At 47.0% G+C, this 2,200-nt stretch carries 3 protein-coding genes; all 3 read right to left on the bottom strand.

What is annotated here, in order from left to right; translation table 11 throughout:
* A partial coding sequence (locus AC4E7D_RS14195; protein WP_490174433.1) for a phosphoribosylamine--glycine ligase occupies positions 1 to 702 on the bottom strand: 702 nt, incomplete at its 3' end.
* A gap of 86 nt (positions 703 to 788) precedes the next feature.
* Positions 789 to 1,775 carry a UDP-glucuronic acid decarboxylase family protein gene (locus AC4E7D_RS14190; RefSeq protein WP_490174432.1) on the bottom strand — a complete coding sequence of 329 codons (987 nt, stop codon included), beginning with the start codon at positions 1,773 to 1,775 and terminating at the stop codon, positions 789 to 791.
* 21 nt (positions 1,776 to 1,796) lie between these two features.
* The coding region (locus AC4E7D_RS14185; protein WP_490174431.1) for a UDP binding domain-containing protein at positions 1,797 to 2,200 on the bottom strand (404 nt) is incomplete at its 5' end.

Below are 2,200 nucleotides of genomic sequence, written 5' to 3'. Positions count from 1 at the left end.
CATTCCACCTGTATTCAGTCCGCTGTCCGCTTCGCCAATCCTTTTATAGTCTTTGGCGGTGGGTAAGATTTTATAATTTTTTCCGTCGGTGAGTACAAAACAGCTCAGTTCAATCCCGGAGAGAAACTCTTCGATCACCACGGTGGCACTCGCAGCTCCAAATTTGGCCTCCTGGAGCATAGCGCGCAGTTCCTTTTTTGCTATTTCCAGGTCATCCAGAATGAGCACGCCTTTTCCTGCCGCAAGTCCATCAGCCTTCAAGACATATGGAGGTGATAAGGTTTCCAGAAAGGCGTAGCCCTGTTCCAGGGTGTCGGCTGTAAAGCTCTTGTATGCAGCAGTGGGAATCTTATGTCGGGACATAAAGGCCTTGGCAAATTCCTTGCTTCCTTCCAGCTGCGCTGCTTCTTTCTGGGGGCCTATTACGGGAATATCACGGAGTTTCCCATCGTTAAGGAAATAATCGTGGATACCCTTTACAAGGGGGTCTTCCGGTCCTACCACCACCAGGCCGATACGGTGTTCAAGAACCGCAGATTTAATGCCCTCGAAATCATTTACTGCAACAGGCAGGTTTGTTCCCAGTGATGATGTTCCGGCATTCCCCGGTGCAATAAAGAGTTGATCAGGTAAGTTGCTCTGTGCTATTTTCCAGGCAAAGGTGTGCTCCCTGCCCCCGGACCCTAGTATTAAAACATTCATGTAAAGATGGTTTATACAAAAATAGGGCTTGTGCCCCTATTTAAGACGTTTGAAAATGGCTTTTCTGTAGGTGGCTGATGGAATTTCTACTTGCGGTTTCTTTTGGAGAAATCCCGGTGTTCTGCCTTTTCCAATTCTTCTTTGGACAGGGTCTGGAAGTAGTCCCAGGTCATCTTCATTCCCTCAGCTCTCTTTACCTTCGGCTCCCATCCCAGCAAATCTCTTGCTAAGGATATGTCTGGCCGCCGTTGCAGAGGGTCGTCTTGAGGTAAAGGTTTGTAAACAATCTTTTGTTTAGTGCCGGTAAGCTTTATGATTTCCTCCGCAAAATCAAGGATAGAAATCTCCCCCGGGTTTCCGATATTAACAGGCAGGTGGTAGTCCGCCATTAGTAGGCGGTATATCCCTTCGATCTGGTCATCAACATAACAAAAAGAACGGGTTTGGGAACCATCACCAAAAACGGTGAGGTCCTCCCCCCTCAGGGCCTGTCCCATGAAGGCGGGGATAACACGTCCGTCATTCAGTCGCATTCTGGGACCATAGGTGTTGAAGATCCTGGCGATGCGGGTATCCAGACCATGGAAACGGTGATACGCCATGGTGATGGATTCCTGAAAGCGTTTGGCTTCATCATAGACGCCACGGGGACTAATGGTATTCACATTTCCATAATAATCTTCCGACTGCGGGTGAACCAACGGATCTCCATAAACCTCGGAAGTACTGGCGATAAGTATACGTGCCTTTTTTTCCTTAGCCAGTCCTAGTAGGTTATGCGTGCCAAGTGCCCCGACTTTCAAAGTTTGGATGGGAATTTTCAGATAATCTATGGGGCTGGCCGGAGAGGCAAAGTGAAGGATGTATTCTAAATCGCCGGGAACATGGACGAACTTGGTAACATCGTGGTGGTAGAACTCAAAGTGTTCCAGTTTAAAGAGGTGCTCAATGTTTTTTAAATCTCCAGTAATGAGGTTGTCCATGCCGATAACATGAAACCCTTCCTCAATAAACCGGTCGCACAAATGAGAACCCAAAAATCCTGCAGCCCCCGTAATTAATACTCTTTTCAACTTTTGATATTTACACGGGCACTACACCCTTCCTATTGATTCATAATGAAACCCCTGATTCCTCATATCGGCTACTTCATACAGGTTTCTCCCGTCAAAGATAGCAGGCTGTTTCAACAATTCCTTCATCAATTTGAAATTAGGATTTCGGAATACTCCCCATTCCGTACAAATGACCAGGGCATCTGCGTCTTCAATGGCTCCATACATCCTTGGTGCAAAAGAAATAGCATCTCCCAGTTTGCGTTGTACATTGTCCATGGCCTCCGGATCAAAAGCAGTTACCTCGGCACCCAGTTTCAATAATTCCTCAATTACTACAAGGGAAGAAGCCTCACGGATATCGTCTGTCTCGGGTTTGAACGCAAGTCCCCAAACACCAATGCGCTTGCCAGAAAGGTCATCACCAAAATAGGCTTTGATTT

This window comes from Lentiprolixibacter sp. (genome assembly GCF_982873095.1).
Note: the sequence above shows the minus strand (reverse complement) of the source record. Positions and strands in the feature narration are given on the sequence as shown.